The following is a 15,298-nucleotide window of genomic DNA, read 5'->3' as shown; positions in this document are numbered from 1 at the left end:
AGAGCCCCCCCCAGCCCGCTGCCGCGCGCACCCCGTCACCCCGGCCGCAACCCCCGCGCCCCCGCGCCCCGCCGCTCCCGAAGGGAACCCCCATGAACCGCGCCCGCCTCACCACCACCGCCCTCACCGCCCTCGCTCCCCTCTCCTGGGGCTCCACCTACTTCGTCACCACGCAGTTCCTCCCCGCCGACCGGCCGTTGTTCACCGGCATGATGCGCGCCCTGCCCGCCGGACTCGCGCTGGTGGCGCTCACCAGACGGCTGCCACGCGGCGCCTGGTGGTGGAAGGCGGCGGTGCTCGGCGCGCTCAACATCGGGGCGTTCTTCCCGCTGCTCTTCCTCTCCGCCTACCGCCTCCCCGGCGGCATGGCCGCCGTGATCGGGTCCGTCGGACCGCTCTGGGTGGCCGGGCTCGCCGCCCTGTTCCTGGGGGAGAAGCCCACCTCGCGCACCCTGCTCACCGGCATCGCCGCCGCCCTCGGCGTGAGCCTGGTGGTCCTCAAGGCGACCGGCTCCTTCGATGCGGTGGGGGTGATCGCCGCGCTGGGTTCGTCCGCCTCGATGTCCGCCGGGACCGTGTTCACCAAGCGGTGGGGGCGGCCCGAGGGCGCGGGGCCACTCGTCCTGACCGGCTGGCAGCTCACCGCGGGCGGCCTCCTCATCGCACCGGTCGCCTTCCTCGTGGAGGGCGCGCCGCCCGCGCTGGACGGGCGCGAGATCGCGGGGTACGTCTACCTCGCCCTGGTGAACACGGCCGTCGCGTACTGGCTCTGGTTCCGTGGCATCGGCCGCATGAGCGCGACCTCCGTCACCCTCCTCGGCCCGCTCTCCCCGCTCAGCGCCGCCGTCATCGGCTGGGCGGCGCTCGGCCAGGCCCTCGCCCCGGTGCAGGTGCTCGGCATGGTGATCGCCCTCGGCGCCACCCTGGCCGGCCAGGCCGCGCCCCGGGGAGCCGCCCGGACGCGGAAGCCGGCCACCCCGATCCGACCTTTCACTTCTACTGAAGAGACCGCACGGAAACTTTCGATGGACGTGATCGGTCAGCCGGTGCGACGGTAGGGGCCGACCGACACGAGGTCGGGCCGGCGACGGAGCGCCGCCCCCAGCTCTCGCCCCGTCCCCACCCCGCCCCCCCGCACACCCGAAACGGAGTCACCGTGACCGTCCTGGACCACGTCCGCAACACACCGCGCGCCACCGAGACCGGAAGGGGCGAGGGGAGGGGCGACGGGAGGGGCGCCGGGAGGACGGGCGGTTCCGCCGGGCTCGGGCTCGTCCTCGCGGGCGTCGCGACGGTCGTCTGGTCCGGGAGCTTCGTCGCGAGCCGCGCCCTGCACGACTCCGTGCCACCCGTGCAGGCCGCCTTCTGGCGCTGGCTGATCGCCATCGCGGCGGTGGCGCCGTTCGCCGTGGGTGGGGCCTGGCGTCAACGGGCCCTGATCCGGCGGCACTTGGGGTTCCTGACCGTCGCCTCCCTGCTCGGCATCACCGTGTACAACACCCTCGTCAACCAGGCCGGCACCTCCACGTCGGCCGGGAACATGGGCTTGATCATGGCCGCGTCGCCGGTCCTGATGGCCGTCCACGAACGCCTCACCGGGGGACGCCTCGGCGTCCGGCGCACCCTCGGACTGCTCATCGCCGTCGTGGGCGTACTCCTCCTGGTCAGCAAGGGCTCGCTCGGCCTCGACCTCGCGCCGGGGGACCTGTGGATGGTCGCGGCCGCCGTCAGCTTCACCTCGTACAGCGTGCTGCTGCGCCGCCGGCCGGCCGAACTGGGCTCGCTCACCTTCCTGTTCACCACGTTCGTGCTGGGCGCGCTCATGCTGGCGCCCGCCTACGGGGTCAGCCTCGCGGTCCAGGGCGGGTTCAGCGCGACACCCGCCACCGTCGGGCCGCTCCTCTATGTGGGCGTGCTCTCCTCCGCCGTCGCCTTCTTCGCGTGGAACAAGGCGCTCTCCCTGATCGGCGCCGCCCGCGCCGGCGTCGTCTACTACCTCCAGCCGGTCTGCGTGGCGCTGCTCTCCTACCCCCTGCTCGGCGAGGCGACGGGACCCGCGCAAGCGGGGTGCATGGCGCTCGTCCTCGGCGGCGTCGTCCTGGGAAGCCGCAGGTGAGCCGGGCCCCACAGCCGCCGCTAGGGTGCGTGGCATGAGCGAGTGGGATATCAGGAAACTCCACATCCTGCGGACCCTGCGCGAGCAGGGCACCGTGACCGCGACCGCCGAGGTGCTGCGCATGACGCCCTCGGCGGTCTCGCAGCAGCTGTCCAACCTCGCCAAGCAGCTCGGCGTACCCCTGCTCGAAGCGCACGGCCGCCGGGTGCGTCTCACCGACGCCGCCCATCTCGTCCTGCGGCACGCCGAGGCCGTCTTCGCCCAACTGGAGCGCGCGGACGCCGAGTTGGCGGGCTACTTGCAGGGCGAGGCGGGCGAGGTACGGGTCGGGGCGTTCTCCACCGCCGTGCCCGCGCTCGTCGTCCCCGCCGTACGGCAGCTGCGCCGCAGCCACCCCGCCCTTGAGGTACGCGTACGGGAGGCGGAGGCGGCCGAGGCGTTCGAGCTGCTGTCGGCGGGGGCGGTCGACCTCGCCCTGTCGCTCGCCGCGCACGCCCCCAGCGCCCGCGACCCCAAGTTCGCGCTGCTGCCCCTGCTCGCCGACCCCCTCGACGTGGCGCTCCCCGCCGGGCACCCGCTCGCCGCCGAGCCGGGTCTGCGCCTGGCCGACCTGGCGCACGAGGCATGGATCTTCGGCGGCAGCGGCCCCTGGTCGCAGATCACCACGGCGGCCTGCGAGGCGGCCGGGTTCGTGCCCGAGCAGGCGCACAGCGCGGCCGGGTGGACCGCGATCCTGGCCATGGTGGAGGCCGGGATGGGCGTGGCGCTCGTACCGCGCATGGCGGCGGCCGAACGCCGCGCGGGTGTCGTCATGCGGGTGCTCAGCGCGGACCAGCCCCGGCGCCATGTCGTGGCGGCGGTACGGCGCGGCGCGCAGGAGGGCCCGGCGGTGGCCCGGGTCCTGGCGGCCCTGCGCGAGGCGGCCGACGTACGCCCCGGGAGCTGAGCCCCACCGCGCGCCTGCCGCCGCGCACGCGACCGGCCGGGACCCCCACGCGCGTCAGGGGCGCCGCGCCTCCAGGCGGGTCAGTTCGCCGGTGGTCAGGCGCAGTGCGCCCGCCGCCACGTTGTCGGCGAGGTGGTCCAGGTCGCCGGTGCCGGGGATGGCCAGGACGTGCGGCCCTCGGTGCAGTGTCCATGCGAGCCGTACGCGCGCCGCGCTCACCCCGTGCTCACGCGCGATCGCCAGCACCTCCTCGTCCTGCGCGCCGTCCGCGCCCGCGTCCGCGCCCGCCTCGCGCCCCGCCCCCGCGATCGCGTAGAACGGCACGAACGCGATGCCCCGCTCGCCGCACAGCCGCAGCATGGCCTCCTGCTCGGCGGACGCGCCGACGCCGTACGGATTCTGTACGCACACGACGGGCGCGATGGCCTGGGCCTCGTCGAGGTGGGCCGGGCGCGCATTGGACAGGCCCAAGTGGCGGATGAGCCCCGCTTCGCGCAGCTCGGCGAGCGCGCCGAACCGCTCGGCGACCGAATCCGGCCCGGCCACCCGCAGGTTGACCACGTCCAGGTGGTCGCGGCCGAGCTGGCGCAAATTCTCCTCGACCTGCGCGCGCAGCGCCCCCGGCGTGCTGGCGTGCTCGCCCCACTCGCCCGAGGGGAGCCGGGCCGGCCCGACCTTGGTGGCGATGACGAGGTCGTCGGCGTAGGGGGCGAGCGCCCGGTTGATCAGCTCGTTGGCGGAGCGCAGCGGGGAGAAGTAGAAGGCGGCGGTGTCGAGGTGGTTGACCCCGAGCTCAACTGCCCTGCGCAGGACGGCGATTGCCTGCTCACGGTCCCGGGGAACGGCGTCGGGGCGCAGGGCCGCGCCCCGCTGCGGCAGCCGCATGGTGCCGAAGCCGATGCGGTTGACGTCGAGATCGCCGAGCTTCCAGGTGCCCGCGGCGGCCGCGGTGATGGTGGGTGAAGTCATGCGGGGAGCATGCCAGCGGGAAGGGCGACCGCCGCGAGGTGGCCAGAAGTGGCCAGGGGCCCGGGTGCGCGCCCCAGCCAGTCGATCCGGGTGCGCGGCCCGGCCAGACGTCTCGGGTGGGCGCCCCCGGCCAGTCGATCCGGGTGCGCGCCACCGGCCAGACGTCCTGGGTGCGCGCCCTGGCCAGTCGATCCGGGTGCGCGCCCCGGCCAGACGTCTCGGGTGGGCGCCCCCGGCCAGTCGTTCCGGGTGCGCGTCCCGCCAGGCGACCCGGGTGAGCGGCCCTCGCCTTGGCGATCTGGGCGCGTGGCCCCCCGGCCTTGCGGCCCGGGTGCGCGGCCCCCCGACCACGCGACCCGTGCGCGGTTCCTGCCCGGACGATCCGGGTGCGCGGTTCCTGCCCGGACGATCCGACTCCTGCCGAGACGATCCGACAGCGACGCGCTCAACCGTTCACCAGAACTGAAAGGTATGTCCCAAAACTTTCGATGGACGTGGGACCCGGAAGGCGACGAAAGTCTGAGCCATGACCTCCGCCACCGAGCACCCCGGGAACCTCGCCCCCGCATCCTCAGCCGACCCGCACGCCAACGACGCCGCGCCCTACGGCGGCGGCGACCCGTACGCCGACTACCGCTCGGGCCACTTCGCCTTCACCGAGCTCGTCGACCTCGCGGACCGCAGGCTCGGCGCGGGGGTCATCGCCGCCAACGACGAGTTCTTCGCCGAGCGCGAGAACCTGCTCGTACGCGAGCGCCCCGTCTTCGACCCGGAGCACTTCGGGCACAAGGGCAAGATCATGGACGGCTGGGAGACCCGCCGCAGGCGCGGGGTGGACGCCGACCACGTCTTCCCCGCGCCGGAGGACCACGACTGGGCGCTCGTACGCCTCGGCGCGCCCGGCGTGATCAAGGGCGTCGTCGTCGACACGGCGCACTTCCGCGGCAACTACCCGCAGCGGATATCCCTCCAGGCCACCGCGGTCGAGGGCTCGCCCAGCCCCGGCCAACTCCTCGCCGACGACGTGAAGTGGGACGAGCTGGTCCCGCCCACCCCGGTGCGCGGCCACGCCGAGAACGGCTTCGAGATCACGACGGGCCGCCGCTACACCCACGTACGGCTCTGCCAGCACCCCGACGGCGGCGTGGCGCGCCTGCGCGTGCACGGCGAGGTCGTGCCGGACCCGGAGTGGCTGGACACGCTGGGCACCATCGACCTCGTGGCGGCCGTCAACGGCGGCTCCTACGAGGACGCGAGCGACAAGTTCTACTCCTCGCCCACGCAGATCATCCTGCCCGGCACCTCGCGCAAGATGGACGACGGCTGGGAGAATCGGCGCCGCCGCGTCCGCGACACCAACGACTGGGTGCGCTTCCGACTGGTCGCACGGGGGGCGATCAGGGCGGTCGAGATCGACACGGCGTACCTGAAGGGCAACTCGGCGGGGTGGATCGCGCTGAGCGGGCGCGACGGCGAGACGGGCGAGTGGTTCGAGATCATCCCGCGTACGCGCCTCCAGCCCGACACGCTGCACCGGTTCCGCCTCCCGTCCCTGGCGGTGGCGACCCATGTCCGCCTCGACGCGTTCCCCGACGGTGGAGTGGCGCGGATGCGTCTGCACGGCACCCTCACGGCCGAGGGCGTGGCCGAACTACGCCGCCGCCACACGGAGTTGACGGGCTGACCCCGCCACCCCCTCCCACCTCCGCCCGGCGGAACGGTTGCGCAACGACGCCCGTCCGCCGGGCGGTTCTCAATTCCCCACCCCGCTTCCTCCCGAAGGTCCGGAGTGGGTGTTCCGGCCTGCCCGACCGAAAATCCGACGCAGGCGTACGGCTAACGCAGCGCTGCGGCCACCCGCACGCGCAACGTACCGTCAGCGATGGTGTCCAAGCTGCGCCACGCGTACCCGCTGACCTCTTCCTCCTGGAGCTTGACGGTCTGGGCGCCGGTCGTGCGGAAGAGGTAGCGGAAGTCCGCGTGCCAGTGGGCGGCCTCGCCCTTGCTGTCGTTCGCGGGAATGGGATGCACGTCGATGTGTACGGGGGCCGCCTGCACGGGCGCGATGCTGAGCGTGATCCCCGTCTCCTCGACCAACTCGCGGAGAGCCGCACCCAAGAGGTTCACGTCCTCGGGCTCAAGGTGCCCGCCCGGGGTCAGCCACTGATCGAGCGCGTTGTGATGGATGAACAGCGCCTCGCCCTTGTCGTTGACGAGCACCGCCCCCGCCGTGACGTGCCCACGGAACTCCTTCCGGCTGGTCACGTCGGCGCCCTGGTCCAGCAACTCACCGAGCGGGGCAAGGGCGCGCTTGTGCTCGGGGTGCGCGTCGGTGTACTCGCCGAGGGTCGTACGGATGTGGTCTGCGGTGATGGGCATGGGGTCACCTGTTGTAGTAGTGGAGCCAGGTAGCCGCGATGGCTTCCCGGTCGGTGGTCGGCACCTCGTGCATGGTGGTGTCCAACCCCCCGCGAGCCAGCATGGCGGCACCCGCGAGGATTTCGGACTGAACGAGGAAGATGAACGGTCCAACGCTCGCGCCGTGGATGAAGTTGACGGCCTCGCCCCCGTTCAGCAGATAGAAGTAGTGCCCTCGCGTGCTGTAGCAGCTCACGTGTTCGCCGGCACTGTCGCGCGTGTAGCCCGAGGGCAGTCCGTTCAACTCCAACTCGTCCTCGGAGCTGGTGACGGTGGCCACGTAGGCGCCGTTTTTGAGTTGCGGGAAGTCCTCGCCACGGAGCGAGAGCGCCCCGGTCGCGCACAGGACGAGTCCAGCCGTGGCCAGGGCCTGATCCCTGTCTCGTGCCACCTCGAACCCTTGTGACATGGCCTGTGCGCGCCGTACGGGGTCGATGTCGTGGACGACGACGCGCACGCCTTTGACATGCAGCAGGCGGGCGATCGAGCTGCCGAGCTTGCCGAACCCGATGACCAGGGCGGGCCGCCCGTGCAGGATGTCCCCGCGCTGCCGTAACAGCGCTTCTGCGGAGAACACGACCGACTGACCGACCAAGAAGTCCTCCGGGTCCTTGAGCGGGCTCCGGGCCACCGAGACAATCGGGCAGGGGAGCTTGTCCCGCTCGGCATAGCGCTTGTGGCCGTTCTCGGTGTCCTCGACCACGCCGAGGATGGTCCCCGAGAACCGTTCACACAGCGCGTCAAGCGCGGGAGCGAAGTACCCGCCTACGTCGAGCAGCACCACTTTCTCGCCGGCCGCCCTCGTCTCCAGGTAACTCGCCGCGGTGTCGGGCGCGTTGAGCATGTCGCGGGACAGCTCGTCGCACGCCACCGACTTCTCGATTTCTCGGCGAACACTGGCGTAAATGGATTTGGGCTTGGGCAGCACGGCGCGGAGTTGAGTCACCTTGCTCACGGCACGTACGAACGCGGGGCGCCCGGGCAGGAGGTGAGTGATCAGCAGCGAGGACGGACGCTCGGGCGGTACGAACATCTCGGCGATCTTTCCGAAGAACGTATCGAGTCGCGCGCGCTCGGAGGTTTCCATGGACACCCCTTCTGTCTGTCGTGGTTGCGGTCCCGTCCGGCCGCGACGACCGCCGCCATCGTGTGTCCGTCCGATCGCCGGTTGTGCCTGTGCGGATGCCCAGTACAGAGCGCCGCCCGGAGGTGGACCAGCGCACCGGTGCCGCATCTCCGCCGCATTCCTGCCGCATACTGGGGGCGGCAGACCCTCTGAGCTGGTAGAACGGCGATTCGGAGAGTGGGGAGGCGGGATGGCGACCAGGCGCGAGAGCTTCGTAAAGCGACGCAGGGCGTTGGGCTTCAGTCAAGAATCCCTAGCTGATGCCGTGGGCGTTGACCGTTCCACAGTGGGTCGCTGGGAAACTGGGGAGACAGAGCCACAGGCACTCCACCGACCCGGACTTTGTCGAGAGCTAAGAATTTCCGCAGCGCAACTGGAATCTATGATCTCGGTGTCGGCAGAAGGTGCGCCTCTTCAATCCGGCCGTGCGCAACAGAGTGATCCGAGCGGCTCAGGATACGATGATGAAATTGAAGCTCTCGAACTCGCTCGCAGAGTTGAAGCCAGTGACGTGGGAAACGAAACGCTTTCCCGCCTCGAGGGCGTATTCAACGATCTCGCCACGGCGTACCCGACCGCGCATCCACAGGATCTGCTGGGACGCATCCGGAAATATTCTGGATACATCACGCGACTCCTGGACGCCAAGAAGACGCTCGCTGAACACCGACAGTTGCTCGTGCTTGGAGGATGGTTTTCTCTTCTGGGTGCAACGCTGCATATCGACCTCGATCAAGAGGATGCGGCGACGGCCAGGCTGCGAACGGCGATGGCGCTTGCTGGGCATGCCGGGCACTCGGAAATCCAGGCTTGGTGCTTCGAAACTGATGCTTGGCGTGTGCTCACGGAAGGCCGTTACTCGAAGGCCGTGGAACTGAGCAAAGCCGCTCAGGCGCTGGCTCCGAAGGGAAGCTCTGTCGAAATCCAGGCGACAGCGCAAGAGGGGCGAGCGCATGCAAGGCTTGGGGCTTCGAAAGAAACCTACGGCGCGATAGGGAGAGTGCAGAGCCTCGTTTCCTCCATGCGGTTCCCGGACCGCCCCGAGCACCACTATCAGTACGATCCGGGAAAGTGCATCTCGTATACCGCTACGACTCTCGCATGGGTCGGTGATCCGGCGGCTGAGAGATATGCGCGGGAAGTGGTTTCGCGACTCTCGCCATCAGGTGATATCTCGAAGTGGCCGCGCCGTGTGGCATCGGCAAATATTGACCTCGCCCTGTCGCTCATCGTATCGGGCCGGGTGGACGAAGCCTGCAACGCCGCACAAAAGGCTATCCTTTCGGGGCGAGTCGTCCCGTCCAATCGTTGGCGCGCGCTCGAGGTTGTGCGAGCCGTGGAAGATCGAGGCATTTCCGATGCTCGAGAGCTGAGAGACGCGTACGAGGGAATGCGACCCGCTATAGATCCAGCCGGATGAATCCAGCCCAGCCTGCGGCGGAAGACTCCGGCGTACGGGCGGGCGGGGCGGGAGGGCGGCGACAGAGGCACGCGGGCCACTGGGGCTCCATCTGGAGCCCGCTCCTCAAGCGCCGGAGGGGCTGACGGGTTCCGGGCCCCTCGGGTGTTGGGGGCGGGGCGGCTCCAGGCTTTCCTGGAGGCGGGTGGTGGGCGCCCGGTTTCTCGGGGAGTTCGGGACCAGGCGGCCCCGGCTTTCCTGGAGCGGGGGAGGCGGTCCCTCGGCACCACTGGGGGTGGTGGGCGGGGCTCCGTCGCGTAGGGGCGCGGGGGCGGTGTGACGCGTGGGTACGGGATCGCTGCGGGCGCCGCTGCTCAAGCGCCGCATGGGGCAGGCGGGGTGCCGAATCCGGCGGTGGCCAATTCCGTGCGACGCGCCGGGGGTTGAGGGGCGCCCTGCATGGGGGCGCCCCTCTCGGGCGTTACGCGGCGGACGCCGCGTCCGCCGCGCGGGCCCGCAGGGCGCGTTCCACGCCTGCTCGGGATTCCGAGATCAGGCGGCGCAGGGCCGCGTTGGGCTCGGCCTTGGCCAGCCACGCGTCCGTCGCGTCCAGGGTCTCCTGAGAGACCAGCAGCGACGGGTACAGGCCCACCGCGATCTGCTGGGCGATCTCGTGCGAGCGGGTCTCCCAGACGTCCTTGACCGCGTCGAAGAACTTCGGCGCGTACGGCGCGAGCAGTTCGCGCTGGTCGGTCTGGACGAAGCCGCCGATGACCGCCTCCTGGACCGCGTTCGGGAGCGCGTCGCCCTCCACCACCGACGCCCACGCCTCGGCCTTCGCCTCCGGCGTCGGCCGCGCGGCCCGGGCGGTCGCCGCGTGCCGCTCGCCCGCCGCCGTCCGGTCGCGCTCCAGCTCCGCGGCGATGTCCGGCTCGTCGAAGACGCCGGTCGCGGCCAGCCGCTCCACGAACGCCCAGCGCAGCTCGGTGTCCACGACCAGGCCCTCGATGACCTGGGCGCCCGTCAGCAGGTCCTGGAGCAGGTCGATCTGCTGCGGGGTGCGCGCCGTGGCGGCGAACGCGCGGGCCCACGCCAACTGGTGGTCGCTGCCCGGCTCCGCGGTGCGCAGGTGCGCGAGCGTGGCCTCGGTCCACTGGGTCAGACCCGCGTCGCGCCACTCGGGCGCCGCGTACAGGTCGAGGGCCAGCTTCACCTGGCGGTGCAGGGACTGCACCACACCGATGTCCGACTCCTTGGTCACGCCCGACAGGACGAGCGCCAGGTAGTCACGCGTGGGCAGCTCGCCGTCGCGGGTCATGTCCCAGGCAGACGCCCAGCACAGCGCGCGCGGCAGGGACTCGGCGAAGTCGCCCAGGTGCTCGGTGACGACGCGCAGGGACTCCTCGTCCAGGCGGACCTTCGCGTAGGAGAGGTCGTCGTCGTTGAGCAGCACGACCGCCGGGCGGGCCTTGCCCACCAGGGCGTCCACGGCGGTCAGTTCGCCGTCGATGTCCAGCTCGGCGCGGTCGGTGCGCACCAGCTTGCCGGCCTCGTCCAGAGCGTAGAAGCCGATCGCGATGCGGTGCGGCCGCAGCGTGGGCTCGCCCTTGGCGCCGGCGGGCAGCGCGGGGGCCTCCTGGCGGACGGCGAAGGAGGTGATGACGCCCGACTCGTCGACCGTGATCTCGGGCCGCAGCACATTGATGCCGGCCGTTTCCAGCCACGCCTTGGACCACGTCTTCAGGTCACGCCCGCTCGTCTTCTCCAGCGCGCCGAGCAGGTCCGAGAGGCGGGTGTTGCCGAACGCGTGCGCCTTGAAGTAGGCCTGCACGCCCTGGAAGAACTCGTCCATGCCGACGTAGGCGACGAGCTGCTTGAGCACCGAGGCGCCCTTGGCGTACGTGATGCCGTCGAAGTTGACCAGGACGTCGTCCAGGTCGCTGATGTCCGCCATGATCGGGTGCGTGGAGGGCAGCTGGTCCTGGCGGTAGGCCCAGGTCTTCATCGTGTTGGCGAACGTCGTCCACGAGTGCGGCCAGCGCGAACCCGGCGCGTGGGCCTGGCAGGCGATCGAGGTGTACGTGGCGAACGACTCGTTCAGCCACAGGTCGTTCCACCACTCCATCGTCACCAGGTCGCCGAACCACATGTGGGCGAGCTCGTGCAGGATGGTCTCGGCGCGGACCTCGTAGGCGGCGTCGGTCACCTTCGAGCGGAAGACGTACTGGTCGCGGATGGTGACCGCGCCCGCGTTCTCCATCGCGCCCGCGTTGAACTCCGGCACGAAGAGCTGGTCGTACTTGGCGAACGGGTAGGCGTAGTCGAACTTCTCCTGGAACCAGTCGAAGCCCTGGCGGGTCACCGCGAAGATCTCGTCCGCGTCGAGGAATTCGGCGAGCGAGGGGCGGCAGTAGATGCCCAGCGGGACGCTCTGGCCGTCCTTCTCGTAGCTGCTGTGCACCGAGTGGTACGGGCCGGCGATCAGGGCGGTGATGTAGGAGGAGATGCGCGGCGTGGGCTCGAAGACCCAGACGTCGTCCTTCGGCTCCGGGGTCGGCGAGTTGGAGATCACCGTCCAGCCGCTCGGCGCCTTCACGGTGAACTGGAAGCTCGCCTTCAGGTCCGGCTGCTCGAAGGAGGCGAAGACGCGGCGCGCGTCGGGGACCTCGAACTGCGTGTACAGGTAGGCCTGTTGGTCCACCGGGTCCACGAAGCGGTGCAGGCCCTCGCCGGTGTTGGTGTACGCGCAGTCCGCGACCACCCTCAGTTCGTTCGCGCCCGCGGCGAGCCCGGTCAGGGTGATCCGCGAGTCGGCGAAGGCGGCGGCCGCGTCCAGGGCGGTGCCGTTCAGGACGACCTCGCGCACGGTCGGTGCGACGAGGTCGATGAAGGTCTCCGCCCCGGCCTCGGCGCACTCGAAGCGCACGGTTGTGACGGAGCTGTACGTTCCGCCCTCCTGTGCGCCGCTCAGGTCGAGCTCGATCGTGTACGAGTCGACGGTGAGCAGGGCTGCCCGTCGCTGCGCCTCTTCACGGGTCAGATTCGTGCCAGGCACCCGGTCATCTCCTTCAGATGCTTCAGTTCCATCAGATCGTGACGTTCCGGCCATCCTTGCACGGGGGGTGTGGGCGGCGCGATGGCCGTTTTCGGGGTTGCGTTTTCCGGCGACGAGCCGCCGGGTGCCCCTTGGGGGGTGCGTTCTCCCATGCGGGCCGGTGGGGGCGTTCGCGCAGTTCCCCGCGCCCCTTAAGAGGTGCGTTCTCCCGTGCGGGCCGGTGGGGGGCGTTCGCGCAGTTCCCCGCGCCCCTTAAGAGGTGCGTTCTTCAGTGCGGGCTGTTTGTGGTTGCTCGCGCCGTTCCTCGCGCCCCTTGGGGGCGCGTCCCCTTGCGGTGCTGGGCAGCCACGGCTTTTAGGGGCGCGGGGAACTGCGCGGGCAACCCCCGCCGACCCGCAGGCGGACCGGCGCTGGGGGTGCCCAGGGTGTTAGGGGCGCGGGGAACTGCGCGGGCGGCCGCGCCCCGTCGGCGCTGGGGGTGTCCAGGGTGGCAGGGAGCCGGCGGGGTCAGGACGTTAGTTCGGTGGCGACCAGTTCCGCGATCTGGACGGCGTTGAGTGCCGCCCCCTTACGGAGGTTGTCGTTGGACATGAACAGCGCGAGACCGTTCTCCACGGTCTCGTCGACCCGGACGCGGCCCACATACGACGCGTCCTTGCCCGCCGCCTGAAGCGGCGTCGGAATCTCGGAGAGCTCGACCCCGGGCGCCGAGCCCAGCACCTCATACGCGCGCTCCACGCTGATCGGCCGCGCGAAACGGGCGTTGACCTGGAGCGAGTGCCCGGAGAAGACCGGCACGCGCACACACGTGCCGGACACCTTGAGGTCCGGGATCTCCAGGATCTTGCGGGACTCGTTGCGGAGCTTCTGCTCCTCGTCGGTCTCGAAGGAGCCGTCGTCCACCAGGTTGCCCGCGAACGGCAGCACGTTGAAGGCGATGGGCCGCTTGTAGACGCCGGGCTCGGGGAACTCGACGGCGTCCCCGTCGAAGGTCAGCTGGTCGGCGGCCTCGGCGACCTTGCAGGCCTGCTCGTGCAGCTCGGCCACGCCCGCCAGGCCCGAGCCGGAGACGGCCTGGTAGGTGGTGGCGACCATGGCGGTGAGGCCCGCCTCGTCGTGCAGCGGACGCAGCACCGGCATCGCGGCCATCGTGGTGCAGTTCGGGTTGGCGATGATGCCCTTGGGGCGGTTCGCGACGGCGTGCGGGTTGACCTCGGAGACCACGAGCGGCACCTCGGGGTGGCCACGCCACGCGGAGGAGTTGTCGATCACCACGGCGCCCTGCGAGGCGACCTTCTCGGCCAGGGCGCGCGAGGTCGCGCCGCCCGCCGAGAACAGCACGATGTCCAGGCCCGAGTAGTCGGCCGTGGACGCGTCCTCGACCGTCACACCGTCCAGGACCGTACCGGCGGAGCGCGCGGAGGCGAACAGGCGCAGCTCGTCGACCGGGAACGCCCGCTCGACGAGGATCTTGCGCATGACTGAGCCGACCTGCCCGGTGGCTCCGACGATTCCGACCCTCACGGTGACTCCTTTGGTGCTCACGTGCAGCTCACGTGGTCTTCGAACGACTCCGGCGCATCCATGATGCGTCGGCGCCCGGCGGACTTGTCCAATCCATTGTCCGGGGTGTGGGACACCTGCCCACTTGTGACAAGTCCATGGCATCCGTGTTGCATCCGCCCCGAAATGCCCCATGAGACGGTTTTCGCTGGTTACGGTCCTGGCAAGCCGGTCGATCATCGGCGACACCGCACCGCATACCGGAGGATTTCCCGTGCCCGTATCCCACCGCAACCGGGTCATAGCGGCTCTGGCCGCCGCCCCCGTCCTGGTGGCCCTCGCGACCCCGGCCACCGCCCACCCCGCCCCCGGCCGCCACCTCGCCAGGACGCTGGTCGAGGACGCCTCGGGAGAGAGCGCCTACCGCCACCTCGTGAAGTTCCAGGAGATCGCCGACGCCAACGGCGGCAACCGCGCCGCGGGCACCCCCGGCTACGACGCCTCGGCCGCCTATGTGTACGGGCAGCTCCAGCGGGCCGGGTACGACGTCTCGTACCAGGACTTCAACATCTACGAGTCGAAGACGCTGCGCGAGAAGCTGACCGTGGACGGCGCGAACGGGGCCGGCGGCCGTCAACTGCCCGTCTCCGCATTCCAGTTCAGCAAGTCGACCCCCGAGGGCGGACTGACCGCCGAGGTGAAGGCGGCGCGGGTGGACGACACCCCGGGCTGCTCGCTCGACGACTACGCCTCCGGCGCCTTCACCGGCAAGATCGCCCTGGTCAAGCGCGGCAGCTGCACCTTCAAGGAGAAGGAGGCCGTCGCGGCCCGGGCCGGCGCGGCCGGCCTCATCCTCTACGACCACTCAGGGACCGCGCCGGTACGCGGCACGGTCGAGGCGCCGGACAACGCGCACATTCCGGCCGCCGGGATCTCCCTGGCCGACGGCGAAGCGCTCGCCGCGCGGGTGGCCAAGGGCCCGGTGAAGGTCACCCTCGACGTGGCCACCCGGTCCATCGCCAAGAAGACCCGCAATGTGATCGCCGAGACCCGCACGGGCAGCCCCGACGAGGTCGTCGCGCTCGGCAGCCACCTCGACTCGGTGCCCGCGGGCCCCGGCATCAACGACAACGGTTCCGGCTCGGCCGGCCTGCTCGAAGTGGCGCTCAAGCTGGCCGATGAGACCAAGCAGACCAGGAAGCACCCCAAGAGCCTCCCGCACAAGGTGCGGTTCGCCTGGTGGTCGGGCGAAGAGCTCGGCCTGCTCGGCTCGGACCACTATGTGAAGAGCCTCACCGAGCGGCAGAAGCAGCAGATCAAGCTGTATCTGAACTTCGACATGATCGGCTCGCCCAACGCCGCCCAGCTCGTCTACGACGGCGACGACTCCGACAAGAAGGGCGCGGGCCCCGGACCGGCCGGCTCGGCCGGCATCGAGAACCTGATCAACGGCTACCTCGACCAGCGCCACGTACCGCACGAGGGCTATGACTTCGACGGCCGCTCCGACTACGGCCCCTTCATCGAGGTCGGCATCCCCGCCGGCGGCACCTACACGGGCGCCGAGGAGATCAAGACGCCCGAGCAGGCCGCCAAGTGGGGCGGCCGCGCGGGCGAGGCCTTCGACCCGCACTACCACGCGGCCGGCGACACCCTGGACAACATCGACAGGAAGTACTTCGACCTCAACATCGACGTCATCGCGCACGCGGTGGGCACCTACGCCTACGACCTGAGCTCGCTCCGCCACTGAGCCGGGGCGCGCG

At 70.7% G+C, this 15,298-nt stretch carries 11 protein-coding genes; 6 read left to right on the top strand and 5 right to left on the bottom strand.

Annotated elements, in window-relative coordinates; translation table 11 throughout:
* The first annotated feature begins 92 nt into the window (after positions 1-92).
* From ACFYM2_RS22365 to ACFYM2_RS22355, 3 genes are all read left to right on the top strand, one after another.
* On the top strand, positions 93-1,058 hold the full coding sequence (locus ACFYM2_RS22365) for an EamA family transporter (protein WP_388455028.1): 966 nt from the start codon (positions 93-95) through the stop codon (positions 1,056-1,058).
* Positions 1,059-1,156: 98 nt separating this feature from the next.
* On the top strand, positions 1,157-2,116 hold the full coding sequence (locus ACFYM2_RS22360; protein ID WP_358994848.1) for a DMT family transporter: 960 nt from the start codon (positions 1,157-1,159) through the stop codon (positions 2,114-2,116).
* A 34-nt stretch (positions 2,117-2,150) separates the two neighbouring features.
* Positions 2,151-3,062 carry a LysR substrate-binding domain-containing protein gene (locus ACFYM2_RS22355; protein WP_388455025.1) on the top strand — a complete coding sequence of 304 codons (912 nt, stop codon included), beginning with the start codon at positions 2,151-2,153 and terminating at the stop codon, positions 3,060-3,062.
* Between the two features lie 54 nt (positions 3,063-3,116).
* Here the strand turns inward: ACFYM2_RS22355 and ACFYM2_RS22350 are convergent, their stop codons facing one another.
* A complete protein-coding gene (locus ACFYM2_RS22350; protein ID WP_358994842.1) occupies positions 3,117-4,031 on the bottom strand; it encodes an aldo/keto reductase in 915 nt (304 codons plus the stop codon).
* Positions 4,032-4,557: 526 nt separating this feature from the next.
* On the opposite strand from ACFYM2_RS22350, the gene alc reads away from it, so the two are divergent.
* The gene (gene alc, locus ACFYM2_RS22345) at positions 4,558-5,715 is read left to right on the top strand and encodes an allantoicase (RefSeq protein ID WP_388838505.1); all 1,158 of its coding nucleotides are present in this window, start codon (positions 4,558-4,560) and stop codon (positions 5,713-5,715) included.
* Positions 5,716-5,867: 152 nt separating this feature from the next.
* Here alc and ACFYM2_RS22340 read toward each other — a convergent pair whose 3' ends face one another.
* Together ACFYM2_RS22340 and ACFYM2_RS22335 are read right to left on the bottom strand one after the other, a co-directional pair.
* Positions 5,868-6,410, bottom strand: coding sequence for an NUDIX hydrolase (locus ACFYM2_RS22340; RefSeq protein WP_388455020.1), 543 nt, complete (start codon positions 6,408-6,410; stop codon positions 5,868-5,870).
* Positions 6,411-6,414: 4 nt separating this feature from the next.
* Positions 6,415-7,536, bottom strand: coding sequence for an adenosylhomocysteinase (locus ACFYM2_RS22335; protein WP_388455018.1), 1,122 nt, complete (start codon positions 7,534-7,536; stop codon positions 6,415-6,417).
* A 229-nt stretch (positions 7,537-7,765) separates the two neighbouring features.
* Between ACFYM2_RS22335 and ACFYM2_RS22330 the strand changes: the two genes are divergently transcribed.
* Positions 7,766-8,995 carry a helix-turn-helix domain-containing protein gene (locus tag ACFYM2_RS22330; RefSeq protein ID WP_388455016.1) on the top strand — a complete coding sequence of 410 codons (1,230 nt, stop codon included), beginning with the start codon at positions 7,766-7,768 and terminating at the stop codon, positions 8,993-8,995.
* A gap of 460 nt (positions 8,996-9,455) precedes the next feature.
* Here ACFYM2_RS22330 and pepN read toward each other — a convergent pair whose 3' ends face one another.
* Both pepN and ACFYM2_RS22320 read right to left on the bottom strand, forming a co-directional pair.
* Entirely contained in the window at positions 9,456-12,029 is a 2,574-nt protein-coding gene (pepN, locus tag ACFYM2_RS22325; RefSeq protein ID WP_388838502.1) for an aminopeptidase N, read from the bottom strand.
* Positions 12,030-12,536: 507 nt separating this feature from the next.
* Complete coding sequence (locus ACFYM2_RS22320) at positions 12,537-13,553, bottom strand: aspartate-semialdehyde dehydrogenase (RefSeq protein ID WP_388455012.1); 1,017 nt, start codon at positions 13,551-13,553, stop codon at positions 12,537-12,539.
* Between the two features lie 253 nt (positions 13,554-13,806).
* Here ACFYM2_RS22320 and ACFYM2_RS22315 point away from each other — a divergent pair, with 253 nt between their 5' ends.
* Positions 13,807-15,285: a M28 family metallopeptidase gene (locus tag ACFYM2_RS22315; RefSeq protein WP_388838499.1), complete on the top strand. Its 1,479-nt coding sequence runs from the start codon at positions 13,807-13,809 to the stop codon at positions 15,283-15,285.
* Positions 15,286-15,298: the final 13 nt, after the last annotated feature.

The sequence above is a fragment of the Streptomyces sp. NPDC006711 genome (genome assembly GCF_042869775.1).
Taxonomy (GTDB): domain Bacteria; phylum Actinomycetota; class Actinomycetes; order Streptomycetales; family Streptomycetaceae; genus Streptomyces.
The sequence above is the reverse complement of the archived record's forward strand: the minus strand, read 5'-3'. Positions and strand labels throughout refer to the sequence as shown.

Coding starts and splice junctions, on each gene's coding strand:
- ACFYM2_RS22335 (WP_388455018.1), bottom strand. CDS start 7,536: ATGGAAACCTCCGAGCGCGCGCGACTCGATACGTTCTTCGGAAAGATC.
- alc (WP_388838505.1), top strand. CDS start 4,558: ATGACCTCCGCCACCGAGCACCCCGGGAACCTCGCCCCCGCATCCTCA.
- ACFYM2_RS22340 (WP_388455020.1), bottom strand. CDS start 6,410: ATGCCCATCACCGCAGACCACATCCGTACGACCCTCGGCGAGTACACC.
- ACFYM2_RS22365 (WP_388455028.1), top strand. CDS start 93: ATGAACCGCGCCCGCCTCACCACCACCGCCCTCACCGCCCTCGCTCCC.
- ACFYM2_RS22355 (WP_388455025.1), top strand. CDS start 2,151: ATGAGCGAGTGGGATATCAGGAAACTCCACATCCTGCGGACCCTGCGC.
- ACFYM2_RS22330 (WP_388455016.1), top strand. CDS start 7,766: ATGGCGACCAGGCGCGAGAGCTTCGTAAAGCGACGCAGGGCGTTGGGC.
- ACFYM2_RS22350 (WP_358994842.1), bottom strand. CDS start 4,031: ATGACTTCACCCACCATCACCGCGGCCGCCGCGGGCACCTGGAAGCTC.